Source organism: Candidatus Avelusimicrobium sp. (assembly GCF_050873505.1).
GTDB lineage: Bacteria > Elusimicrobiota > Elusimicrobia > Elusimicrobiales > Elusimicrobiaceae > Avelusimicrobium.
Genome location: NZ_JBNMIY010000004.1, coordinates 118,877 through 141,434 on the forward strand (window position 1 = coordinate 118,877; position 22,558 = coordinate 141,434).

General features: G+C 49.7%; 21 protein-coding genes. 14 read left to right on the forward strand and 7 right to left on the reverse strand.

Translation table 11 applies throughout. The annotated features are described in order from the left end of the window. Positions 1–40: 40 nt before the first annotated feature. A complete protein-coding gene (locus tag ACR0QV_RS03490) occupies positions 41–1,390 on the forward strand; it encodes an ArnT family glycosyltransferase (RefSeq protein ID WP_432634635.1) in 1,350 nt (449 codons plus the stop codon). Here ACR0QV_RS03490 and ACR0QV_RS03495 read toward each other — a convergent pair whose 3' ends face one another. Both ACR0QV_RS03495 and smc read right to left on the reverse strand, forming a co-directional pair. Further along, positions 1,391–2,128 carry a metallophosphoesterase family protein gene (locus ACR0QV_RS03495; protein WP_432634637.1) on the reverse strand — a complete coding sequence of 246 codons (738 nt, stop codon included), beginning with the start codon at positions 2,126–2,128 and terminating at the stop codon, positions 1,391–1,393. Further along, a complete protein-coding gene (smc, locus tag ACR0QV_RS03500) occupies positions 2,128–5,607 on the reverse strand; it encodes a chromosome segregation protein SMC (RefSeq protein ID WP_432634639.1) in 3,480 nt (1,159 codons plus the stop codon). The genes ACR0QV_RS03495 and smc overlap by 1 nt, the downstream gene beginning before the upstream one ends. Positions 5,608–5,810: 203 nt before the next feature. Between smc and ACR0QV_RS03505 the strand changes: the two genes are divergently transcribed. Next, on the forward strand, positions 5,811–6,035 hold the full coding sequence (locus tag ACR0QV_RS03505) for a hypothetical protein (RefSeq protein ID WP_087287124.1): 225 nt from the start codon (positions 5,811–5,813) through the stop codon (positions 6,033–6,035). A 154-nt stretch (positions 6,036–6,189) separates the two neighbouring features. Here ACR0QV_RS03505 and ACR0QV_RS03510 read toward each other — a convergent pair whose 3' ends face one another. Further along, a complete protein-coding gene (locus tag ACR0QV_RS03510; protein WP_432634641.1) occupies positions 6,190–7,101 on the reverse strand; it encodes a stealth family protein in 912 nt (303 codons plus the stop codon). After that, the gene (locus ACR0QV_RS03515) at positions 7,098–8,069 is read right to left on the reverse strand and encodes a glycosyltransferase family 2 protein (RefSeq protein WP_432634643.1); all 972 of its coding nucleotides are present in this window, start codon (positions 8,067–8,069) and stop codon (positions 7,098–7,100) included. The genes ACR0QV_RS03510 and ACR0QV_RS03515 overlap by 4 nt, the downstream gene beginning before the upstream one ends. A gap of 724 nt (positions 8,070–8,793) precedes the next feature. Between ACR0QV_RS03515 and hpf the strand changes: the two genes are divergently transcribed. From hpf to ACR0QV_RS03575, 12 genes are all read left to right on the forward strand, one after another. Continuing rightward, positions 8,794–9,345: a ribosome hibernation-promoting factor, HPF/YfiA family gene (gene hpf, locus ACR0QV_RS03520; protein ID WP_428060920.1), complete on the forward strand. Its 552-nt coding sequence runs from the start codon at positions 8,794–8,796 to the stop codon at positions 9,343–9,345. 17 nt (positions 9,346–9,362) lie between these two features. After that, on the forward strand, positions 9,363–10,313 hold the full coding sequence (gene hprK / locus ACR0QV_RS03525) for an HPr(Ser) kinase/phosphatase (RefSeq protein WP_428054362.1): 951 nt from the start codon (positions 9,363–9,365) through the stop codon (positions 10,311–10,313). Continuing rightward, entirely contained in the window at positions 10,300–11,157 is an 858-nt protein-coding gene (gene rapZ / locus ACR0QV_RS03530; RefSeq protein WP_432634646.1) for an RNase adapter RapZ, read from the forward strand. The genes hprK and rapZ overlap by 14 nt, the downstream gene beginning before the upstream one ends. Positions 11,158–11,159: 2 nt before the next feature. After that, on the forward strand, positions 11,160–11,567 hold the full coding sequence (locus ACR0QV_RS03535) for a PTS sugar transporter subunit IIA (protein ID WP_428054358.1): 408 nt from the start codon (positions 11,160–11,162) through the stop codon (positions 11,565–11,567). Further along, positions 11,567–12,028: a PTS system mannose/fructose/N-acetylgalactosamine-transporter subunit IIB gene (locus ACR0QV_RS03540; protein WP_432634648.1), complete on the forward strand. Its 462-nt coding sequence runs from the start codon at positions 11,567–11,569 to the stop codon at positions 12,026–12,028. Before ACR0QV_RS03535 ends, ACR0QV_RS03540 begins: the two co-directional genes overlap by 1 nt. Next, positions 12,025–12,630 carry a PTS sugar transporter subunit IIC gene (locus ACR0QV_RS03545; RefSeq protein ID WP_432634650.1) on the forward strand — a complete coding sequence of 202 codons (606 nt, stop codon included), beginning with the start codon at positions 12,025–12,027 and terminating at the stop codon, positions 12,628–12,630. Before ACR0QV_RS03540 ends, ACR0QV_RS03545 begins: the two co-directional genes overlap by 4 nt. A gap of 3 nt (positions 12,631–12,633) precedes the next feature. Next, entirely contained in the window at positions 12,634–13,455 is an 822-nt protein-coding gene (locus tag ACR0QV_RS03550; protein ID WP_432634652.1) for a PTS system mannose/fructose/sorbose family transporter subunit IID, read from the forward strand. Between the two features lie 12 nt (positions 13,456–13,467). Further along, a complete protein-coding gene (locus ACR0QV_RS03555; RefSeq protein WP_428054350.1) occupies positions 13,468–13,737 on the forward strand; it encodes an HPr family phosphocarrier protein in 270 nt (89 codons plus the stop codon). A 12-nt stretch (positions 13,738–13,749) separates the two neighbouring features. Further along, positions 13,750–15,489: a phosphoenolpyruvate--protein phosphotransferase gene (ptsP, locus tag ACR0QV_RS03560; RefSeq protein WP_432634654.1), complete on the forward strand. Its 1,740-nt coding sequence runs from the start codon at positions 13,750–13,752 to the stop codon at positions 15,487–15,489. Further along, positions 15,476–17,305: a translation elongation factor 4 gene (gene lepA / locus ACR0QV_RS03565; RefSeq protein ID WP_432634656.1), complete on the forward strand. Its 1,830-nt coding sequence runs from the start codon at positions 15,476–15,478 to the stop codon at positions 17,303–17,305. Before ptsP ends, lepA begins: the two co-directional genes overlap by 14 nt. 195 nt (positions 17,306–17,500) lie before the next feature. Beyond that, on the forward strand, positions 17,501–18,361 hold the full coding sequence (locus tag ACR0QV_RS03570; RefSeq protein ID WP_432634658.1) for a bifunctional 5,10-methylenetetrahydrofolate dehydrogenase/5,10-methenyltetrahydrofolate cyclohydrolase: 861 nt from the start codon (positions 17,501–17,503) through the stop codon (positions 18,359–18,361). Positions 18,362–18,370: 9 nt separating this feature from the next. After that, the gene (locus ACR0QV_RS03575; protein WP_428060932.1) at positions 18,371–18,781 is read left to right on the forward strand and encodes a hypothetical protein; all 411 of its coding nucleotides are present in this window, start codon (positions 18,371–18,373) and stop codon (positions 18,779–18,781) included. Positions 18,782–18,858: 77 nt separating this feature from the next. Here the strand turns inward: ACR0QV_RS03575 and ACR0QV_RS03580 are convergent, their stop codons facing one another. The 3 genes from ACR0QV_RS03580 to gcvPB form a co-directional block, all read right to left on the reverse strand. After that, positions 18,859–19,557, reverse strand: coding sequence for a glycerophosphodiester phosphodiesterase (locus ACR0QV_RS03580; RefSeq protein ID WP_432634660.1), 699 nt, complete (start codon positions 19,555–19,557; stop codon positions 18,859–18,861). 75 nt (positions 19,558–19,632) lie between these two features. Further along, positions 19,633–20,727, reverse strand: coding sequence for a hypothetical protein (locus ACR0QV_RS03585; RefSeq protein ID WP_432634662.1), 1,095 nt, complete (start codon positions 20,725–20,727; stop codon positions 19,633–19,635). 382 nt (positions 20,728–21,109) lie between these two features. After that, positions 21,110–22,558 carry an aminomethyl-transferring glycine dehydrogenase subunit GcvPB gene (gene gcvPB, locus ACR0QV_RS03590; protein ID WP_432634664.1) on the reverse strand — a complete coding sequence of 483 codons (1,449 nt, stop codon included), beginning with the start codon at positions 22,556–22,558 and terminating at the stop codon, positions 21,110–21,112.

Below are 22,558 nucleotides of genomic sequence, written 5' to 3' on the forward strand. Positions count from 1 at the left end.
CTTTTTTGCGGGAGAAGCCTCTTTTTCATACAATAAACATATGCGTTTTTATAAAGATAAAGTGTTTTGGTATATTTTTGCCGCGCTGGCCCTGGTGAAAGGGGCGGCGCTCCTCGGGCTGTTTTATTGGCACCCGATGGGAGAAAAGATTTTGGCGTTCCCTGATTCGCTTACCTATGTTTACCCGGCGCAAACGTGGCTGGAATACGGCCAAATGTGGGAAGCCGTAACCGCCGCGCCAATGCTGTTGCGCACGCCGGGCTATCCGTTCTTTTTGGCCCTGGTGCAAACGGTTTTCGGCAATATGACGTGGGCCGTAGCGCTCGTGCAAAATTTGCTTTCGCTTGCCTTGCTTATCCCCGTGTATATGACGGCTGAAAAAATAAGCGGCCAAAATACCGCGCGTTGGGCGACGCTCTTCTGTGCGGCGAGCGTACTCTATTTTTCGCTTTCGTTTGCCGTGCTGACGGAAGTTTTGTGCGCGTTTTTGCTTGCTTGGTTTGTTTATTTTACAGTGGATTTTTTATTAAAACCCGCCGGGTGGAAAATTCTGTTGTCCGCGCTTTTTTTGGCGGGGGCCGTTTATGTGCGCCCGGCCGCGTATTATTTTATGTTCGCAAGCGCGATTATCCTGGTGTGTTTTTCCGCCGCCAAACTGGTGCTCTTTTCGGCTTGGAAGCTTGCCGCCCTTTTCTTTATCCCCTTATTGGTATTCGTCGGCGCGTGGCAAGCGAGAAATTACGTTCAAACAGGCTTCGGTGGGTTTACGTCTGTGGGCGCGTACAACCTGTATATGTGGAACGAGGATTATTTGGCCTACAAATATAATTTGTCCGTTCCGCAGGCACACACCGCGCTGGAAAATTCACTCCCGCCCGGCTTTAACGCGCTCCCCCCTGCGGACCAAGCGCGCCTGTATAAAGCAATGGCAAAACCTCTTATCAAAGAAGCCTTTTTATATAAACTCTCCCGCGCCCCCTTATGGGCGATGAAGACGCTCCTTGGGGCTAATTTCGTCCACCTTTCGCGCTTGCTAACGGGCGGGGCCGTACCCGAGGAAGAATTAGACGGACAAATGTTAAACCACACCACCGCCCTGCACGAAAATTGGCTCAAAACAGCCTCCAATAAACTGCTTTTTGTTGCCGCCGGCGGGGAAGTGTTTTTACTGGTACTTTTTAGCATTGGCGGATTTGTACTGCTGTGGAAAACGCGCCGAACGGAAACCTTTTTTCTGCTACTGTATTGCTTGTATTTTTGGGGGATTGGCTCGGTGTTTTTCGGCGCGTATGCACGTTTTCGCGCGCCGTTTGAATTTGTGCTATGCATCCCGGCGGGAGCGGCGGCAAATGCGCTTTTGCACTATGCCAAGCAAAAAATAAAGCGGTAATTACAGGCCGTGCGCCAAACTGTTTATTAAAAATGCGGGGAACTTTCTTTCCTGCATTTTTTTCTGCGTAGGAGCAAAATCGTACGGCTGGCGGATAAAGCGGAAGGTGCTTTTGTCGGTATCCCAAATGCCAAAGGAAGCGTGCGGGTTTAAGTCGCGCGGCTTTCCCACGGAGCCCGGGTTCAGCACATAGCGCATTTTATCGGACAGGTGGACGGTGGCGTCCTCTCGCTTGCACAAATAAATCACGCACGAGTTTTGCGTACCGCGGATATAAAAGGGCAAATGGGAGTGCCCCACAAAGCAAATTTTTCCCTGCCACTTGTCATATGTGGTGCGGAACTGGGCGCAACTGGAAAAATATTCCTTTATCGGGTCGTTGGGAGTGCCGTGCACCACGGTAAAATTTTCGCCGCGTGCTACGGTGGGCAAAGAGGTTAAATAACGGATAGATTTTTCGCTTAAATGCTTTTTGTTTTCATCCAACGCAATTTTAGCGTCATAATTAAACAAGGTTTCCAACTCGGGCTGGACAAACACGGCATCGTGATTGCCCAACACGCAGGCCAGCAAATTTAAAGAGGAAATTTTCTTTACGCACGCTTCGGGGTCCGGCCCGTAACCGATAATGTCCCCGCAGTAAATAAAGTGTTTCACGCCCTCTTGCTCATAACGGGTCAAGCAGGCGTTTAACGCTTCTAAATTACTGTGTACGTCCGAAAACACCCCTATCTTCATTACGCCTCCGCCAACGCCTCAATGGCTTCCTTTTTTTGCGTGGCTTCGGGGTTGCGCTCGGCCAGGTTGACAGACATTACCTTGGAAACGCCGCTTTCTTCCATTGTAATACCATAGAGCATACGGGCCGATTCCATTGTGCGCTTGTTGTGCGTTACCACGATAAACTGCGTGGTTTTGGAGAACTCTTTAATCAGGTTCACGTAGCGCTCCACGTTGGCTTCGTCCAAGGCCGCGTCGGCTTCGTCCATAATGCAGAACGGGGACGGATTATGCGTAAAGAACGCAAACAGCAAGGACATTGCGGTAAGCGTTTTTTCGCCGCCGGACATAGAAGTAATGTTCAACAATTTTTTGCCCGGGGGCTGGGCGTAAATTTCAATGCCCGTTTCCAGCAGGTTATCCGGCTGGGTGAGAACGAGGTCGCACTCGCCGCCGCGGAAGAGCGTTTGATAAATGTTTTTAAAGTGCATACGCACTTGCTCAAACGTATATTTAAAGTTTTCGCGCGTGGTTTGGTTGATTTTGTTAATGGCGGACTTTAAATCTTTTTTAGCGCTTTCCAAGTCCGCAATTTGCGTGCGCAAGAAGGTGTTTCTTTCCGTCAGCGCGTCGTACTCTTCCGGCGCGGTCATATTGACGGCGCCCATATTTTCAATGCGCTTTCTCATCATTTTTACGCGCTCGTAATCCACCGTTTTGTCGCCGTAATTCATTTGCGCTTCCTCGGGCGTAATGTTCCAACTTTCAAACAAGTTGTTTACTACCGTGGTGCGTTGGCGGCGCGCGTTGGAAAGGGCATTTTCCAAATCGTTCTTTTTAATCGTCAGGTCGGACGATTCCTTTTTGCACGCGTTTAAGGCGGCCAGTTTATCGCTGTAATCTTTTTTGAGCGTTTCCAAATCGGAGCGCATTTTGTGCTCGTCAATTTCCAACTTGGCTAATGTATCGCGCTCGGTGGAAAGTTTGGCTTGGGTGGAAAGTTTCTCCTCGGCTAAACTTTTTAGGCGCAAATTGGCCGATGCGATTTTTTGATTCCGCTGGCCCTCGCTGGCGGTTAAACTGTTAAATTCGTATTCCGTGGATTTCAAATCCAATTCCACGTTATTTTTTTTGATTTTTACTTCGTAGAGTTTTGCGCTTAACGCGTTAATTTCGCCCTTTAATTTTTCGGCGTTTTCGCGCAGCGTTACTTGGGATTTTTTTAACTCTTCCCCGCGCACTACGGCTTCCTGGTGGCGGCGTTTTAAATCCTGCAAGTTTTGTTTGAGCGTTTCCACATTGCGTTTGCGGTTATCTACGCGCAAAGTAATTTCCTGTTTGCGTTGGGCGGCGCGGTTTAGTGCGTCTTGCGTGGAGCGCAGTTCGCGCTCTTTGTTGGCGCGCTCGTTTTGCACGGAGTTTAACGATAAAACGGCTTCCTGCGACTTGGCGCGCAGATTTTTCAAATTTTCTTCCGCCTTGGACAAGGCTTCGTAATTGGCGATAATGTCCTTGGACACAGCGTCTTCTTCCGCCGCCTTGGCCGCCATTTCCCCGCGGACGGTTTCTTCCTCGCCCCAATAGGCTTCCGGCGCGCGGACACCTTCCGCCCCGCCGCCAATAAAGAACTCGCCCTTTACGGCTCCATCTTGGTACGAGTAGCCGCCGATGATAAAGTTAATTAAATTTTCCAGTTCCGGCTGATACTTTAACTGGTTTTTAAGCGCATTTTTAGCCGGTTTTTCGGGCGTTGCGGGCACTTGGTTTAAAACAATAAACTTGGCGCGGGCCTTGCCGTGCTGTTTTAAAAGGGATAAGGCTTGTTCCACCGTTTGTGCATCCGCGCACAAAACAGCGTCCAAATATTTGCCGAAGGCTTCCTCCACCGCTACACCTAACGCAACGGGATATTTGAGGGCCTTTCTTAATGTGCCCTTTACGCCGGGAAGACCGCTTTCGGCCACCGTTTTGGCACCCACCCAATACGGGTCGTTTTTACCTTGGGTTTGAATAATCTCCAACTTGGCGGAAAGCGCGGCGCGGGCCGATTTTACAGAGGAAAGTTTTTCGTTTAAAGAAGAACGAACCCCTTGCAATTTGCGCACATTTTCTTCACCGCTCACAATGGCTTCGCGCGCTTGGTTAGCCTCAGTTTGCTTGGCCTGCACACGGGCGGAAATTTCCTGCAAACTTTTTTGGATGCCGGCCAGCCCTGCTTGTTGGGCTTGGCTCGTTTTTTCAGCCGCAATCAAATCCTCGTTTTCGCGCTGCATAGAGGACTCTTCCAGCGAAATGCGGTTCTCGGCTTCCATTTGCTTTTGCACGAGCGACATCAATTCGCCCGATGAGCGTTGCAACTGCGATTCTGCCGCGCGCAAATCGTTTTCCAACTTTTGCGCCTGGGCGGTTTGCTCGTTGTAATTAGCCTGCAACGGCGTGAGTTCCGCCGACACAGCCGCCAACTGTTCTTTTAGTTGCGCAAGCGCCGGAGCCAATTCCTGCAAGCGGCTTTGCCCGCGTTGCGCTTCCGCGCCCGACGTGGCTACCTGTGTGGTCAGTTCGCTCGTTAGGTTGTCGCAGTTTTTAATAGCGCCTTCCAACAACCCCACTTGGTATTTGCTGGCGGAAATTTTTTCGTTAAATTCGGCGGCTTCTTTTTGTTTATGCGTTAAATTTAAATCCAATGCGGCGGCGGCCCCTTCCTGCGCGGAAATGCGGGCCTCTAAATCTTCTAATTTTTTTACCACAGGGGCCAATTCGCCGGAGTGCTTGGCAATCAGACCGTCCGATTCTTTAATGGAACAAACGGAAATGGCGATTTCGCTTTCTTTTAATTCCTCGCGGTACTTTTGATACAGGCGGGCTTTTTTGGCTTCGCTATCCAATTTTTTAATTTGCTCGGCAATTAACGCCACAGTATCGGCCAGACGGGCCAAATCCAAATCTACACGCTCCAAACGCTTAATGCACTCCTCGCGCTTGGCCTTATATTTAGATACGCCCGCCACTTCTTCAAACATTTCGCGGCGTTGCTCGGCCGAGGCGGACAAAACGCTTTCTACGCCTCCCTGGTCAATAATGGCGTACCCCTCGCCGCCGATACCCGTATCCAAAAACAAATCGCGGATATCGCGCAAGCGGCATTGGACTTTATTTAAATAGTATTCGCTTTCGCCGGAGCGGAAGATTTTGCGCGTAACGGTAATTTCGTTAAAATCAAGCGGCAACTGGCGCGAAGCGTTGTCAAACACCATACTGACCTGCGCCATATTTAAAGGCGCGCGCTTGGCCGTACCGTTAAAGATAATATCCACCATAGAAGCGGAGCGGAGGGACTTCCAACTCATCTCGCCGATGGCCCAGCGCACGGAGTCAATCACGTTGGATTTTCCGCACCCGTTCGGGCCTACTACGCAAGTAATGCCGGGCTCAAAGTCCAGGCGGGATTTGTCGGCAAAAGATTTAAAACCTTGGATTTCAATCGCTTTTAAATACATAACGTCCCCTATTGGCAGATATAATTTGATTATACCATTTCCCTATACAATATAGGCGTTTTTGGCAAAATTTCACTCCTACGCGTACGGCCCTTTTGTCCCACCGAGAGAGTGCCGACGAAAAAAATCTCTTGCAAAGTGTATATTTTTTTATTAGACTTTTCTCGTAAGACTGTTTTTCCTTAAAAGGAGGATTATCCACTATGGCAGAAAAAGTACTCAAAGTTGGTATGGACCGCGAAGACGGCTTCCTCTACTACATTGACAAAGACGGCGATATTGCCCGCGTGCAAATGGCCAGAGGCGGCAAAAAAGGCGGTAAACCGAAAAAAGTTGAAAAATGCGGTATCAAAAAAGAAAAAGGATATCTCTATTTCTTGGATAAGAAAGGCGATATTTCCAGAGCCAAAATGGTAAACGCAAAATAAACTAATTTAAAACACCCCGCACTCTTGCGGGGTGTTTTACAGACACAGGCACTCGCGCACATCACTCTCTTTTTCGCGCGAGGCTTTGCCAGACGCGAAGGGGCGCAACTCGCATTGTACGACATCACGCATTGCTCCAGCGTTTTGTGCCCCTTTATGTTTTTTCAAAACGGCTTGCCAAAGGAAATACCTTTTGCAAATACGCCGTCAATTTAGCCCGGTCCTGCGGACCGCAGTTCTCCGAATCGTTCAAACACACCAACCGCGGGCGGTACTTGTTTATTTCCCGATCAAAGTTTTGGTACAACTCCCATACACACGCATCTGAACCGAACAAACGCGATATACGCCGCTTTTTCCACTGCGCGCAGCCTTGCACTGCGGCCATACACGCAAACAAATAAAAGTTCATATTGTTTTCTGTACGAAAACGGCTTTGCACAGTAGCAGATAACTCATCTGCAAATAAGTTCCAAGCCGGAGCCACGGAACTTTTTAAGTAAGCCGAAATATTATGCGTGGGCTCCAACGGAAAATCTAACCCAGGGAAAACCGCTTTAAGCCGCTTGCGGATAAACAACAGTTGCCGGCCGTAGGAAGTCTCTCCGTAATTTTTACGCGGGTAAAAGGCGTAATAATTATTCACACGGTTTGGCGCGGGAAAGAAATATTCCCGTTCAACCGGCCGGAACACAAAGGTATCATCATTGGCCAACAAAAAGTGTTCGGCTAGATCCGGCCACTTGGTTACACCCATTCCTATTGCACACGAGTTAAAGGTAGGCAAAGCGGAAACGGGCATAAATTCCGCGTGCGTTAAAATTTTTAAATGCGGATATTTTAGGTTTAACCAAGGCGGTAATTGGCCGTTGGTTACCAGCACTACGCGCGTTACCCACGGCATAAATTTTTCCACGCTGCGCAGCGCGTAGCGCAGTTCCCCAGATTGCACAAACCGCGCGGCGGGCACAGGAGCAACCGCATACCTATTGCGCTCGCGCACAAAAGCAGGATCGTTCCCGTCCACCCACGGCAAAATTAAATCAACTGGAAAATCTGCCGTCATCTAAAAAGTTTGCTCCAAAAGTAAACGCTCCGCTTGCCACTCAATTTTACAAGCAAAAAGAATAAACGCCAGCGCAGGTAAGAAAGTCCGCCGCAAAGGCTCACGCTTTCGCGCGCGGCGGTAAAAGCGCGAGAGAGCAATTCTTGCTGCTCTTGGCGTTTTCCCGCCGAGAATTTACGAAAGCGGCAAATGCCCCACACCGTAGCACGCATCCACTCCTGCGCCGTTTGGCGGTTCCATTTTTGGCGGCGGATTAAATCTGTTTTTAAATCCACTAAATTAAGCAGTGCGCCGACGGCCATATTATAAGAATTAGCCGTAATGGCCGAAGCATTTCCCTTGCGGTAGCAATATAATTTTTCCGGCACGACCGCAATTTTTTTAGCATACATATAAGCCAAAATAACCACGCAAAAATCCTCGGCTACGCGCCCCGTCCAAAATTCAAAGTGATGTTTTACAAACCACTCGCGCAAAAATAATTTTCCCCACAGTACGGAATCCTCGTACCCGCCGCGAAAGCGCGCGCCGTCCCCTTCCGCGCACAAGCGGTAAAAACTGCTGTGGCAATGTTCCTGTACGCGCGGAAAACCGTTTTCTTCCACCTCGTGAAAGAAACACTTGGTGATTTCGGCCTGCTCCGCTTCGGCGGCCTGATATAGTTTTTCCAAATACGCGGGGAAAACAAAATCGTCCGCGTCTATAAACGCCAAATACTTTCCCTGCGCCTGTTGCACGAGCGCATTGCGCGTGGCGGCAATCCCTTTGTTTTCCTGCGTCGTAAAGCGCAGGCGCGGGTCCTCTTTGGCGGCTTGGGCCAAAATGGAGAGAGTGTTATCGGTAGAAGCGGAATCTATACAGATAATTTCAAAGTCCGTAAAGGTCTGCTTGGCTAAACAAGATAAGCACAGGGGTAAATATTTTTCCGCGTTGCGCACGGGAATTAACACCGAGATTTGAGGTTTCATAATTGCTCCTTTTAAAATACCCCGCGCGCAAAAAACGCGCGGGGATGCGCGCGGGAGACTCTTGGCGGAGGTTTTCCCACGCGTTAAAAATAAACGCCTTATAATATGGAGAAAGAAGCAATCAAAGTGAGTGAAATAAGGAAGCGGGCTTCTTTTTAAGCCCGTGAGGAAACAAAAACGGCCGGTTGCCAGAGCCAAGTCACTAACCCGAAGCAAACAGCCGTAGCCCTTGCCATATATAAAAATATGGCAAAGAGCGTTCAACGCAATACAAGCGGGTAATTAGGCCGCTCATATTGCGTTTAAAATACGGCCGTTTTTGGAGTGACTTGTGCCGACTTAACGGCTCAACCTGTTCCACACAGGCTTCCAAAAACAGCATCAAATTGTGCCGAAGCGTCCGGCGGGCAAGGGTACTTGCTTATTTATATCTTAAACAAATTTATCCCCAAACGCAAGGCAGGGCTTGAAATTCCGTTCAAAACGCCTACACTACTAATATTAACTGACGTTCCCGGAGGCGCATCAAATAATTCTTCCGTTCACGGGCGCCAACGCCCTATTCAACTAATAGTTTTCTCCGGCCGCATACGGTTGCGGCCCAACCGCCCCACAGGTTTTAGTGCAGTTGCGTCCGTTCCCCGTACGCGTAATTGACAGCGGGGCTGATTAATGGTTTAATAACTCTACGGGGATACACTCGTAAAACAATAACGGAGGGAATATGGATATTAAAATTACGGCCAAAAACATTAAATTGACTCCGGCCATCAAAGAATTTATCAACACGCGCGTAAGCAAGATTGAAAACTTTTTTGACAACATTGTTTCCGCCCAAGTGCTGATTTCGGTGGAAAAGAAAATCAACCAGCGCGCCGACATTGTGCTGCACACGGGGGCTAAAACCACCATCAGCGCCAGCGCCGTGGAAGACAACCTCTACAAAGCCATTGACGCCGCGGCTGTAAAAGCCGAAGCGCAGGCCAAGAAAATCAAAAACAAAGCCAAGGCCCGCAAGGTAACCAAAAAGGCTGTAAAGGAAGCGGATGTAAATCCGTTCGCCGAACACCTTATTTTGCCGCAGACGGATGTGAAATTCTCCGTCATCAAGCAGGTGGAAGTTTCTCCGATGAACCCGGAAGACGCCGCCTACGAAATGGAACGCCTGGGATATTCCTTCTGGATGTTCTTGGACGAAGATTCCAAACAAATCAACTTAATCTTTAAACGCCTGGACGGTACCTACGGGCTGATTAAACCGATTAAGAAGAAATAACCCACACGGGGGCGGCTTTGGAATTTACCAAATCTATCACCGTAGCAGAACTGCTCCAAGTGGAAAGACTCCACTTGGAGTTGGTCTGCGGGAAACGGTATATCCACCGCGAAATCACGCTCGGGCACGTCAACCGCCCGGGCTTGGCGCTTTGCGGCCATTTGGAAAGTTTCCGCCCCAATTCCGTGCAAGTGTTCGGCCGTGGGGAACACGCGTTCTGCCAAAAGGAAAACAAAACGCGCCTGCGTGCCAACATTTCCAAAATGTTAAGCGAGGGCCAAGTGCCCTGCGTGATTACCACCGCCGGATTAGACCCGTTACCTGCCGTACGGAAGGCCTGTTTGGGCTCGGACGTGCCGGTGCTTAAAACAGATATGGAGTCCACCGCGTTTATTGCGGAGTTCTCCCGCTTTTTGGACGAAAAATTATCGCCCGTTACGCATATGCACGGCGTACTGGTGGATGTGAGCGGCATCGGCGTACTGATTCGCGGCGATGCGGGCATTGGCAAAAGCGAGTGCGCGCTGGAACTGATTAAGCGCGGACATATTTTAGTCGCCGATGACGTCGTAGAAGTGCAAAAACGGTTTGGCCGTTTTCTGGTCGGCTCCTGCCCGACAATGTTAAAGCATTATATGGAAGTTAGGGGGCTGGGAATTTTGGACGTACCGCTTTTGTTTGGCGTAGGCTCTACGTTAGACGAAACCAATATTGATATGGAAGTGGTGCTTACGTCCCCCAGCAAGCAACCCATTGACCGCCTGGGAGTGGAGCAGAAAACGACTAATATTTTGGGGGTAGAGGTGCCTTCGCTGGGATTGCCCGTTACACCGGGGCGCAACTTGGCCGTACTGATTGAAGTGGCCGCGCTAAACCAGCAACTCAAAAGCCAAGGCATTTTTTCCGCCAAGGAATTTAGCCAAAAAATCTTGGACAAAATGAAGAAGGGGACCAATGGCAAGCAATAAAAGACGGATTTTTATCATTACGGGTATGAGCGGGGCCGGCAAATCCCAGGCGCTGAAAATCTTTGGCGACTTTGGGTTCTATTGCGTGGACAACCTGCCGCTTGCCCTGTTTAAAAACTTTACCGATTATTTAAAACAAAGCGGCGAACGCCGCGATGTGGCCCTTGGTATTGACGTGCGCGAGGGCGACCGCCTGCGCGATATGCCCAAGATTTTGAACTCAATGGTGCAGGACGATTTCGTTGTAAAGGTCATCTTTTTGGACGCGTCGGAGGAGTGTTTGATTCGCCGATTCTCGGAGACCAAGCACCGCCATCCGATTCACAAAAAACTGGCCACCGCCCTTGCCCACGAACGCAAGGTGATGAGCCCTATCCGCACAATGGCCGACAAGGTGATAGACACCTCGGATTTGAAACTGGGCGAACTTAAAGAAAAACTCTCCGCGCTCCTCGGCCTTACGCGCGAGGGCGATATGCAAATTACCGTGGCGTCGTTTGGCTTTAAAAACGGCATTTTAAAGGATTGCGATATTGTAATGGACGTACGCTTTTTGCCCAACCCGTTTTATATTCCCGAACTGCGCGAAAAAACGGGCTTGGACAAAGAGGTCCAGCAATACATAATGTCCTTTAAAGAAACCAAGGAGTTTGCCGAAAAATTTGCAGATTTAATTAAATATTTGATACCTAAGTATATTAAGGAAGGAAAAAGTTATTTAACTATTGCAATGGGTTGCACGGGCGGACGCCACAGAAGCGTTTTTATGGCGCACGAACTGGCCCAACGCCTGACCAAAGCAGGGTTAAACGCTTCGGAATTTCATAGGGACATAGGACTTTAATTATGGTAAAAATTGTTTTAGTAACGCACGGGCACTTGGCCCAACAAATGTTGGAAACTGCCGGACAAATCATCGGCAAACCGTCGGACGACGGCTTTGCTACCTTTGCCGTTACCACGGCCGCCTCGGTGGAAAAGGAAGCCGCCAAACTGCACGAACTGTTAAAATCGTGCGAAGACGGCGCGCTTATTTTGACCGATATCTTTGGTGGCAGCGCAACCAATATTTCCCTTACCGCCAGCAAGGATTTGCCCAAATGCTACGTGATTACGGGGCTTAATTTAAGTATGCTCCTAACCGCAATGAACAACCGCAAAAAATTATCCTCCAAGGAACTGGCGGAAAAAATTGAAGCCGACGGCAAACGCGCGGTTATCAACGCAACGGAACTTTTGATTAAGGGGCTCTAATGCCGATTATATTCGCACGGGTGGACGACCGCCTGATTCACGGCCAAATTGTACAGGCCTGGCTGCCGGAGTTAAATGTGGATGAGATTTTGATTCCTTGTTACAAGGAGTCCTGCCTCAACCGCGGGCTTCTGCGTTTGAGTCTGCCCTACGAATATGAACTAACAATTCTGGACCCGCACGCCTGCGCGCGGTATGCGGCCGAATCCAAGCGGAGAATCTTTCTGTTAATGGGTTCCTTAAAAGAATTTACGGACCTGATTAAAGACGGCCTGCAAATTAAATCCTTAAACATCGGTGGGATGCACTTTAAAGACGGCGCCCAAAAGTTGGACGATAACGTATTTTTGGACGCAGATGATAAACAATTTTTAAAACTGATACGAGACCTGGGCATCCAAATTGAAACACGCGCTGTCCCCTCTTCCGCTTCCGTATCGGTAAGCGAGGCCTTACAATGACCCCGGAAATTTTTGCCCTGTGCGTAAGCGCGGCTTTGCTGGAACTGGACACAACGTATGCGTTCCAGTTGACGCTTTCGCGCGGAATTATCGCGGGGCCACTATTATCCCTTTGGACAGGCGATTTAATGGCGGGGATACAGGTGGGGGTATTTACGGAACTGCTCTTTTCGGACGTAAACCCCTTGGGCGGCATTTTACCCCCCAGCGCGGTGGTTTGTTCCGCGGTTACGCTTGCGTTGCACGCAATGTGCATTGAACTTTATTTTGCGTTCTTCTTCGGCGTGGTGGGAGCGATTTTATTTGCGCTCGCCGAAAAGTTTATGCGCAAGAACCGCTTTAAATGGCTGATTTTTTGGGAGCGGCAAGTAATGCAAAAGCCCGGGCAAATTAATCACGCCATTTTATCAGCCCTCGCCAATGCGTTTTTAAGCACGTTCCTGCTGATTTTTTTGTTTACTTGGCTGTGCGGCAAGGGCCTAGTGTGGCTCGTGCCGTTTATCCCGGCGCAAGCGCATTTTGCGTGCCGGTTTGCCTATATGGCTGTTCCGTGGATCGGGCTTGCCACATTGGTACCCGCGTTCCGCTTAAAGACGAGGTAGCGTATGAAATTCTCTCTGCAACTTAGTTTGTTTCTGCGTTCCTTCTTTCTGCAAGCGGGCTGGAACTATATGAAATACCAAAACTTGGGGCTTACCTTTACAATGTTGCCGTTTTTGAAAAACGAATACAAGGACGACAAAGACGCCCTGCCCTCTGTTTTGCAACGCTATTTGGAAAGTTTTAACACACACCCCGTAATGGCGTCTTTTTGTTTGGGTGCGCTTGCCAAGCAAGAGGAAGAAATTGCGCACGCGCAGTCGCTTTCCGACTTTAAGAACAAAATAAACGAGTGGAACAGTATCCGCCGCAGTTTATCCATTACTACGGCCTCTATTGGCGACCGCTTGTTTTGGGGCGCGTTAAAGCCGCTTACGCTGTTACTGGCTATTTTTATTTGGCTGGCCTTGGGCGTGAACTTTTTTGAATTGGACGAAAGTGTAAAAATTCCGCTTTTTTATGTCTTTGGCGCAGGCGCGGCCGCTTTTTTTGCCTTTAACGCCGTAGCGCTGTTTGTAAAATGGCAAGGTTTAAAAATCAGTTACACCGCCAAGGAAAATTCCTGCTTTGGCCTTACGCGGTTTGACTGGAACAAAACCATCTACAACGCCAAACGCATTGGTATTGTGTTGGCGGTGGGGATGATTTTGTTCGGCGTATATTATTATTTAAAAGACTTTGCCGAAATAGATGTGCATTTTGTTACGCGGGCCGTAATTGTGCTGTTTTTTATTATGGTCAGTTTCATTACGCGCAAACTGCGCATACCGAATATGTATTTGTATTTGGCGGCGGTAGCCGTGTTTAACCTTGTTTGTTATTTGTAATATGGGGGATTTGTGATACAACAAGACATAAAAATCATTAACCAGTTGGGCTTGCACACGCGCCCGGCCGCGCTACTGGCGCAGACGGCGGCTAATTTTGCGTGCGATATCCAACTGTCTAAGGACGGGGTAAACGTCAACGCCAAGAGCATTATGGGGTTAATGATGTTGGCGGCGGAGTGCGGCTCCTTTGTAACGCTTACGACAAACGGCTCGGATGAAAAAGAAGCCTTTGATACAATCAAAAATTTGTTTGACAATAAATTTAACGAAGAATTTTAAGGAGAAAACAGTATGTTGGTGCTAAAAGGCATTGCCGCCAGCCCGGGTGTGGCCATTGGTCCGGCGGTGTTGTTGCCCGGAGATAATTTTGCGGTGTCGCGGCAGTATATTGAACCTGCCGAAGTAAAGGCGGAACTGCAAAAAATGCACCACGCTATGCAAAAAACGCTGGACGAGTTGGACGCGTGCGAAAAGAAGGTTCTCTCCACCTTGGGGGCGGAATATGCCAATTTAATGTCCACCCACAAACTGATTTTGCAGGACCCGGCCTTAAAGGATTCCGTCGCTAAAAAAATCCGCACGGAACACCTTTCCGCGCAGGCCGCGCTGTTTCTCACCTTGCAGGAATTAGCCTCCGCCTTTGACAAGATAGAGGACCCGTTTTTTAAGGAACGCCGCAACGATATTTTTGACGTAGGCAAGCGTTTGGTCAACAATTTGGAGGGCGGCAAGCGCGAGTTTTTGGCTTCTATCAATAAGCCCTCCCTGCTTGTGGCGCACAATTTGTACCCGTCCGACACCATTAACTTGCAGGAAAACCAAGTAATCGGCTTCTGCACCGATGTCGGCGGTAAAACGAGCCACACCGCACTTTTGGCGCAGAGTTTAAACCTGCCCGCCGTCGTTGGGTTATCCACCGCGTCCAAGGACGTTAAAAGCGGCGACACGCTGATTATTGACGGTGAAAACGGCCTGTTGGTCATCAACCCGGACCGCTATACCTTGGCCAATTACCGCAAAATCCAACGCGAAATTAAAAAGACGGACGCCCTTTTAAAAACCATTAACCACCTGCCCGTTATCACGCAGGACGGCCGCGGCGTAAAACTGTATGTAAATTATGACCCGCGCACCGACAACAAAGATAACAAACGCTTAATTACCGACGGACTAGGCCTGCTCCGCACCGAATTTTTGTATATGGATACACCCACGCCGCCTACCGAGGATGACCAATACCGTATGTATTTGGCCGTTTTAAAGCGCTTTGATATGCGCCCCACGGCTATCCGCTTGGCGGACTTGGGGGCGGACAAAATGCCCGATTTCCCGCTGGACGAATTTGACAAGGACGCCAACCCCTTTATGGGCTGCCGCGGTATCCGCTTATTTTTGAAAAACCCGGATCTGCTCTATACGCAACTCCGCGCCATTGTGCGCACGGCGTGCGAGGTTCCAGCACAAGTAAAAATAATGATTCCTATGGTGTCCGCGGTAGAGGAAGTCCGCCACGTCCGCACCGCCTTTAATGAGGTATTAAAGGAGTTTGAAGCCAAGGGCAAAAAACCCTTAAACCGCGTGGCGTTGGGCGCAATGATTGAGGTGCCAGCCGCCGCCATTGCCCTGGACGGGATGATTGGCGAATTGGATTTTATTTCCATTGGCACTAATGACTTGATACAATATCTAATAGCGGTGGACCGCGTAAACCAGGAAGTCGCCCATATGTACGACCCCTGCCACCCCGCCGTGGCGCGTACGATAAACCAAATTATCCAAACCGCCCATAAACGCAACAAACGGGTATGTATCTGCGGGGAAATCGCCGCCGATTCCCGTATGTTGCCGTTACTTTTGGGGCTTGGCGTGGATGCGCTTTCCGTAACGCCGCGTATGTATCTGCGCGTAAAAAACAACATACGCAATTTGAATTTTGAAAACTGTTCCGATTTGGCCCAAGCCGCCCTGTTAATGGGTAGTTCGGCCGAAATCCGGCAATTAATTGATAACAATAAAAATGAAGATTCGTAACTTTTCTATCGTGGCCCATATTGACCACGGCAAGACAACCCTATCCGACCGCATTTTGGAAGATACCGGCACCGTGCCCAAGCGCAAAATGCAAGCCCAACTGCTAGACGGTATGGACTTGGAACGCGAGCGCGGCATTACCATTAAAGCCAAAGCGGTACGCATTTTATACAAAGATTACATTTTAAATCTTATTGATACCCCCGGCCACGTGGACTTCTCCTACGAGGTGGCCCGCTCCCTGCGCGCCTGCGAGGGTGTACTGCTCCTGGTAGATGCTTCGCAAGGGGTGGAAGCACAAACCGTGGCGCACGCACATTTGGCGCAGAGTTTGGGCTTAAAAATCATCCCCGTAATGAACAAGGTGGACCTTTCCCAGGCGGATGCCGATACGTCCGAAGAGCAACTGTGGGACATTTTAAAGGAGCCCATTGAGGCCGAACGCGTCAGCGCCAAGACGGGTATGGGCATTGAGCATTTGCTGGACCGTATCATTACCGATATTCCCGCCCCGCAAGGCGACCCGAACGCCCCCTTGCGCGCGCTTATTTTTGACTCGTACTACGACCCGTTCCGCGGCGTCATTATGTATGTGCGCATTGTGGACGGAACCGTCAAACCGGGGCAAATCATTAAATTTATGTCCTCCGGCACCACCTATAAGATTGAAGAACTGGGCTATATGACGCCCAAGCAACTCCACAAGGATACCGAACTTTCCGCAGGCGAAGTAGGCTATTTGGTTGCCGGTATCAAAGACATCCACCAAGTAAAGGTGGGCGATACCGTTACCTTGGCCGAACGCCCCGCCGAAAAAGCGCTCCCCGGCTATGCCGACGCAAAGCCCGTGGTGTTTGCCAGTATCTTCCCAGTGGAAACGACGGATTTTCCGCTTCTGCGCAAGGCACTTGAAAAATTAAACCTCTCCGACTCGTCCTTTCACTACCAGAGCGAAACTTCCAAGGCGTTGGGCTTTGGGTTCCGCTTGGGGTTTATGGGTATTTTACACATTGAAATTGTAAAGGAACGCTTGGAGCGCGAATTTAATTTATCGCTGATTGCCACCAGCCCCAACGTGGTTTATCACGTTAAATTTACGCCGCGCAAATCGCACCCGCAGGAACTTTCCGCCCTGCCGGATGCGCCAGACGATCCGGGCTATAAAATCATTGATAACCCGGCCAACTTCCCCCCGTACGGCGATATCATTGACATCAAGGAGCCCGTCATCCACATTACCATTGTTACCCCTGTGGAATTTATGGACGGCGTGATGACGCTGCTTAAAGAAAAACGCGGGACCTTTATGAGTATGGACCATTTGTCCAACCAGCGCGTGATTATCAAGTACGAAATGCCGATGGGCGAAATGGTAATAGACTTTTACAACAAGTTAAAATCCGTTTCAAAGGGCTACGCCTCGTTTGACTACGAGGTTGCCGGCTTCCGCAGTTCCGACGTGGTATTAATGGAAATTCTGCTCCACGGTACGGCGGTAGATGCGCTTTCCGTAGTGGTACACAAGGACAAAGCCCAAACAATGGGCCGCGCCTTATGCGCCAAGTTAAAGGAACTTATCGGACGCCAACAGTTTGAGGTGGCCGTGCAGGCCGCTATCAACGGCAAAGTGATTGCCCGCGAGACGATTCCCGCCTTCCGCAAGGACGTTATCGCCAAGTGCTACGGCGGCGATATCACCCGCAAACGCAAATTGCTGGAAAAACAGAAGGAAGGTAAAAAGCGTATGAAATCTATCGGCAGTTTGAACATCCCGCAAGAAGCCTTTGTGGCGATGCTCAAAATTGACGAAGAATAGGCCTTCCAGGCCAAGCAGATTATCTGCTCTCATTTGATTGGTTGGGCGATACTGTTTTTGCCCTAGCGGGCGGCGGATTAGCCGCGCTCATTTGATTAATGGAGCAACATTGCTTTTGCGGTGTCGCCTTATTTTGGGCACTCCTTATTAGGGCTTCACACGAATAACACCGCCTAATTTGCTAAAATAATAAATATGATTTTAGAAGGACGCACCCTAGCCGCTCAAATCCGCCAGCCCTTACCACAAAGGGCCGAAGCCGTGCGCCAAAAATTAGGCCGCCCGATATGCTTGCGGGCCATCGGCTCCACCGAGGATTACGGGGCGTATGTGTACCTCAAAAAAGAGGTCGCCGCCGCCCAGCAGTTGGGTGTGGATACAAAAGTTTTTGAGGTGGATAACCAAACCCCGGCGGCGGAATTTTTAGACTTGGTCAAAAATTTATCCGCTGATCAAAATGTGGATGCTATTTTAATTCCGCGCCCCCTGCCCGAACATTTGGCCGCCACTCCGTATGCCGATTTGCTCGCCCCGCAAAAAGATACTGACGGGATGTCCAACATCAACGCGGGTAATTTGTTTCTGTGCAAAACGTGGCCGGAAATTTTAGCCTTAAAGGGTTTTGCCCCGTGTACGGCTATGGCCGTTATCCGCTTGTTGGAATATCATCAAATTCCTTTGTCTGGTGCCGAAGCCGCCGTCATCGGGCGGTCCAGCACCGTGGGCAGGCCACTGGCGCATTTGCTCACCTGCAAAAATGCGACCGTTAAAATTTGCCACACCAAAACAGATTTACCGCGCGCGTTAAAGGACGCTGATTTAATATGCTCCGCCGCGGGCAAGCCCGGCTTGTTGCAGGCGGACTGGTTAAAGCCCGGCTCATCGGTGATTGACATTTCAACCAACTGGGCGGACGGCCGCTTGTGCGGAGATGCCACTCCCGCGCAGTTGGAAGTGCGCGGCGTGTCCTACTCGCCCGTTCCCGGCGGGGTAGGCCCGGTAACGCTTGCAGTGCTGCTGGAAAACATTGTACTATCTGGGGAAAGGAAACTTTAAGGAGACCGTATGAAAAAACTTTCTATTTGTCTGATTTTCGTCTTGTGCGCGGGCCTTATGGCGGCGTGCAACACCAACCAAAAGAAAAAAGAAAAATATAACCGCAAAATTTATTTGACGGAAGAAGATTATATGGAAGATTTATCCAAAGAAGCCGCCAAAGAACGCCGCGAAACGGCCCCCAATATTGAATCCGAATACATCTTTAACGTTGGGCCGGAACAGGATAAAACCATTTATTTCTTTGACGACCGCCAACAACCCAAGGTCCCCGGTCAGCCCAGCGATGCGGACTACAAAAAGGAAAAACGCTTGTGGAGCAAACCCAAACGCTACACACCCGAAGAGTATTACGGTATGCAGGGCTCGGCGGAGTCGTCCTCCGAAGAATCCTCTAACTCGTACGGTTACGATTATTAAAAAGTAGATTAAATGTTACCGCCCCGCGAAAAAAGCGGGGCGGTTTTTTTATTGACAGAAAAGGCAACCTCTGATTTTTACTTTACAAACAGCCCGATGCAATCGGTAAAAATGCCGTCCGCGCCCTCGTCCGCAAAACGGGCGGCAAGCGCGGGGTCGTTTACCGTGTATAAGTAAATTTTAAGACCGTTTTCGTGGCAAACTTGCGCAATCTGCGGGGTAAAGCGCGTATAATTCATATGTACGCTCTCCGCGCCCAGCGCAAGAGCCTTGGAAACGTCAAAAGACCGTGTTAATAGGCCGATACGCGCGTTTTTATCCAATTTGCGTAACCGAATAAGGGTATCGTAATCAAAACCGGAAAACAGCGTTTTTGGCAAAATATCCGGGGCCATTTGGCGCAGGCAAGCAAGCACCGCCGCTTCCAGGCCGGGGTAGCGGTTATCATCATTTTTAAGTTCAATATTTAAACACGCCAGTTGCGGCCGCACCACAGGCAAAACATCCTGCAACCGCGGCACAAAAACGGGCGTTTGGGTAAATTTGTTTATCAGCGGATATTTTTTTAGGTCCGCTACCGTCAGCGAGCCCAACTGTACGCCCACGCCCGCCGTGGATAACAAAGAATAATCGTGGTGGACAAGTAGAGCGCCGTCTTTTGACAAATGGACGTCCAACTCGTAGCGGGTGGCGCCGAGTTCCCGCGCGCAGGCAAAGGCCGGCAACGTATTTTGGACGCGCTCTTGGGACGCGCCGCGATGAGCAAAATAAATCATACTTGTAGTGTAAAAAATACGGGGGTTTTGTGCAAGAGAGGAAAAATCCCCTCCGTTTTTGGCGGAGGGGAATATCTAATTACAAACACACTCTAACACATCAGCCAAGCAATAGCCTGTACCACTTGTTGTATGCTCCGTGCAATGGTCCTCTATCACGTCCCAACCGGTTTGCCCAGGCGAGCACCTATTATCCTTAGGACGAACCCACCCGCAGGCAACACAAGTTCCCGGATTATTTATGGTACCGCTTGCCACGAAATAACAATCAGAACCTCCTGCATAGCACTCACCCTCTTCATTTAAAGTCGTTCCTTCCGGGCACTCGCAGGCACAAGTTGAATAGTTCCAAGTTCCCTTTTCGCTATTTCTGTCTTGTGGATTTGTGCATTTTTGTTGTACCTCAGAAGAGATATTTTTACACGCATCAATACATTGTTCGTCTATTAACACAGTGCCCGCCGGGCAAGTGCAAGTACAAGAGATATCGTTCCACGTTCCGGGGACACCATCTGGGTCTAATGGTTGTTCACAAAATTGATCTGCGCCAGCCGGACAAGAACGCCCGTTTTTGCTTTTGAGTAAAAAGGACGTATATGTTTTGCCGTTTGTCTTTTTGTTCCCGGAAGAATCGTAATCGCTTGCGTATTGATTGTCCCACCAAAGTTCTTCCCCAAGGTTCGCAGAATTCTGCGCGCTTTTGTTAATTTTGGCGGTGCCGGAAATTTCCATATTGTCCGTCTTTCCGCCCATTACCCCTATGTCGCTACCGTAAATAGTGTTGGTTACGTTGCTTTTGTGGTAGTTCGTATCTTTAAAGGTTACGTTATTTGCCATTATGCGCCCGGCGTTTACCGTTCCGCCATTTTCAATAGTGAGTTTTTCGCTCAAACGATATTCAGGCGTATTCGTGGTACCTAACGCGGTTCCGTTTTGGATGTTGACTTGTTTTAAGTAAGCATTGGCACCTTTGATTACAATATTCCCCACATTGGAGCGGGTATTACAAAAGTTAAGTATCGGCGCACTGGTTACGTGCGTGGAGTCTGCCGCATCCAAATGGGCAAAGTTACCCACCGGGGCGGATAAGGTGGTTACAAACTGCATTTGTTCCGCACTGACGGCTGTAAACAACAGCATACAGGCGGAGAGAAGTGTGATTTTTTTCATTTTTTTGTCCTCGTTTAAACGGCCAAAACGGCCTTTTATACGCATTTTTATACAGCGGATACATCCGGGTATATCCACTGCGAATTATCAAAATTTTAACAAAAAAAAACGAAACAACCCCTTTAAAATAAACAGCGAAACAACAACGACAAAAACAATATTTTTTGCTGTCATCCCCGAGGAATTTAGTCGGGGATCCGTCGTTATAAAAAAGGGAACGACAAACAACAGATTCCCGACTACGACACTCGGGAATGACGGCAAAGGCAAACGACAGATACTGGACTAAAACCTTCCAGTATGACCTGATTAAATAATGACACAGCAAAAAGGCCGCTACAAAAGCGGCCTTTTATCAAACAGTTACACCAACCGTGCAAACTTACCAGCGCAGGTTGGGTTCGCGCGCGGCGGACACCTCGTCAATGCGTTTGACGCACTGGGTATGCGGGGCCTCCTTTACTACTTGCGGATTTGTCTTAATCTCTTCGTAGATTTTATCCATTGCCGCCACAAACGCATCCAGCATTTGCTTGCTTTCGGTTTCCGTCGGTTCCACCATCATCGCTTCCGGCACAATCAGCGGAAAGTAAATGGTTGGCGCGTAAAAACCGTAATCCAGCAAGCGTTTGGCGATGTCGGACGTGTGTACGCCGTTCATTTCCGCCGGATTCTGCGTCAGCACGCACTCGTGCATACACGGGCAGTCAAAGAACGCATTGAACTTGCCCTTTAACGCGGCGCGGACATAATTCGCGTTCAGCACGGCGTTTTCGGCAATGTCTTTAAGCGTTTTGCCGTCAAACTGGCGCAAATAGCAATACCCGCGCAGGCACACGGCAATATTGCCGTAAAACGCCTTCATCTTGCCCAAACTCTTGGGCATCTTGCCGGATAAAGTGTATTTTCCGTTTTTAAGTTCCACCATCGGTTTAGGCAAGAACGGCGCCACGTGCGCCGCCGCACCCACCGGGCCGGAACCCGGGCCGCCGCCGCCGTGCGGAGCGGCAAAGGTTTTATGCAAATTTAAGTGCATAATATCCACACCGAAGTCCGCCGGTTTGGCGAGGCCAATTAACGCGTTAAAATTCGCCCCGTCCATATAGAACAGCGCGCCCGCCTTGTGCACCATATCGGCAATTTCGCGCACGTCCTTTTCAAAGAGCCCCACCGTATTGGGCACGGTCAGCATAAACGCGGCGGTTTTGTCGGAAAGGGCGGCCTTTAAGGCCTCTTTATCCACGCAACCGTCGGGACCGGATTTGATGTTAATCACCGTATATCCCGCCATATGCGCCGTAGCCGGGTTAGTGCCGTGGGCGGTATCGGGCACGATTACTTCGGTGCGTTTAAAATCTTTGCGGGCATCGTGATACGCGCGGGCCGTCATAATACCGGTCAGTTCCCCGTGCGCGCCTGCGGCAGGCTGTAAGGTAAAGGCAGAAAGCCCCGTAATTTCCTTTAACAGTTCCTGCAAGTTGTACAGCATTTCCAAGGTGCCCTGCACCGCGCTTTCCGGCGCGAACGGGTGGGCGGACGTAAATTCCGGCAACGCGGAAAGGACGTCATAGGCCTTGGGGTTATATTTCATCGTGCAGGAGCCCAACGGATAAAATTCCCCGTCCAAGCAATAGTTCAGTTCCGAAAGCCGCGTAAAATGGCGCACGGTTTCAAACTCGCTGATTTCGGGCAACTTGGGCTCATTTTTGCGCAAATAATCCGCGGGCAAGTAATCCGCCGCTTGCTTTTTAACACCCTCAAAGCGCACACCACGGCGGCCGGGCTGGGATTTTTCAATAGATAATTGGCTGTGTTGTAAAATTTCTTCCAT

Excerpts from the sequence above, each read along its gene's own strand:
- ACR0QV_RS03490 (WP_432634635.1), top strand. The coding sequence starts at position 41 with ATGCGTTTTTATAAAGATAAAGTGTTTTGGTATATTTTTGCCGCGCTG.
- ACR0QV_RS03495 (WP_432634637.1), bottom strand. The coding sequence starts at position 2,128 with ATGAAGATAGGGGTGTTTTCGGACGTACACAGTAATTTAGAAGCGTTA.
- smc (WP_432634639.1), bottom strand. The coding sequence starts at position 5,607 with ATGTATTTAAAAGCGATTGAAATCCAAGGTTTTAAATCTTTTGCCGAC.
- ACR0QV_RS03505 (WP_087287124.1), top strand. The coding sequence starts at position 5,811 with ATGGCAGAAAAAGTACTCAAAGTTGGTATGGACCGCGAAGACGGCTTC.
- ACR0QV_RS03510 (WP_432634641.1), bottom strand. The coding sequence starts at position 7,101 with ATGACGGCAGATTTTCCAGTTGATTTAATTTTGCCGTGGGTGGACGGG.
- ACR0QV_RS03515 (WP_432634643.1), bottom strand. The coding sequence starts at position 8,069 with ATGAAACCTCAAATCTCGGTGTTAATTCCCGTGCGCAACGCGGAAAAA.
- hpf (WP_428060920.1), top strand. The coding sequence starts at position 8,794 with ATGGATATTAAAATTACGGCCAAAAACATTAAATTGACTCCGGCCATC.
- rapZ (WP_432634646.1), top strand. The coding sequence starts at position 10,300 with ATGGCAAGCAATAAAAGACGGATTTTTATCATTACGGGTATGAGCGGG.
- ACR0QV_RS03535 (WP_428054358.1), top strand. The coding sequence starts at position 11,160 with ATGGTAAAAATTGTTTTAGTAACGCACGGGCACTTGGCCCAACAAATG.
- ACR0QV_RS03540 (WP_432634648.1), top strand. The coding sequence starts at position 11,567 with ATGCCGATTATATTCGCACGGGTGGACGACCGCCTGATTCACGGCCAA.
- ACR0QV_RS03545 (WP_432634650.1), top strand. The coding sequence starts at position 12,025 with ATGACCCCGGAAATTTTTGCCCTGTGCGTAAGCGCGGCTTTGCTGGAA.
- ACR0QV_RS03550 (WP_432634652.1), top strand. The coding sequence starts at position 12,634 with ATGAAATTCTCTCTGCAACTTAGTTTGTTTCTGCGTTCCTTCTTTCTG.
- ptsP (WP_432634654.1), top strand. The coding sequence starts at position 13,750 with ATGTTGGTGCTAAAAGGCATTGCCGCCAGCCCGGGTGTGGCCATTGGT.
- lepA (WP_432634656.1), top strand. The coding sequence starts at position 15,476 with ATGAAGATTCGTAACTTTTCTATCGTGGCCCATATTGACCACGGCAAG.
- ACR0QV_RS03570 (WP_432634658.1), top strand. The coding sequence starts at position 17,501 with ATGATTTTAGAAGGACGCACCCTAGCCGCTCAAATCCGCCAGCCCTTA.
- ACR0QV_RS03575 (WP_428060932.1), top strand. The coding sequence starts at position 18,371 with ATGAAAAAACTTTCTATTTGTCTGATTTTCGTCTTGTGCGCGGGCCTT.
- ACR0QV_RS03580 (WP_432634660.1), bottom strand. The coding sequence starts at position 19,557 with ATGATTTATTTTGCTCATCGCGGCGCGTCCCAAGAGCGCGTCCAAAAT.
- ACR0QV_RS03585 (WP_432634662.1), bottom strand. The coding sequence starts at position 20,727 with ATGAAAAAAATCACACTTCTCTCCGCCTGTATGCTGTTGTTTACAGCC.
- gcvPB (WP_432634664.1), bottom strand. The coding sequence starts at position 22,558 with ATGGAAGAAATTTTACAACACAGCCAATTATCTATTGAAAAATCCCAG.